The 334-nt window shown below is 33.8% G+C and carries 1 rRNA gene; it reads left to right on the top strand.

Features of this window, described 5'->3' with window-relative positions:
• Positions 1 to 69, top strand: a 16S ribosomal RNA gene (locus H5158_RS22965); the annotation flags it as partial.
• Between the last annotated feature and the right edge of the window lie 265 nt (positions 70 to 334).

Below are 334 nucleotides of genomic sequence, written 5' to 3' on the forward strand. Positions count from 1 at the left end.
TGATTCATGACTGGGGTGAAGTCGTAACAAGGTAGCCCTAGGGGAACCTGGGGCTGGATCACCTCCTTATACGATTTAGAACTTATTTGTTCGTAGTGTCCACACAGATGATTGTTAGTTAGTTTGCTCTTTGAGCTCACTAATTAATATGCTCTTTAAAAATTTGGAAAAGCTGATAATAAAATTCGTATGAATAACATTTTTATTTATACAGAGTTTTCAAAAGTAAAAAAGAATGATAGCAGTATCATTCAGTGCCATTTAGTTAACTCTTAGGAGTTGATTGATTGGTATCTACTTTAGTATTCAATATTAACTTCTGGCGAAGTTAAAC

Origin of the sequence: Pseudoalteromonas sp. SR45-6 (assembly GCF_014163545.1) — a bacterium.
In the GTDB taxonomy this organism is placed as follows: Bacteria; Pseudomonadota; Gammaproteobacteria; order Enterobacterales; family Alteromonadaceae; genus Pseudoalteromonas; species Pseudoalteromonas rhizosphaerae.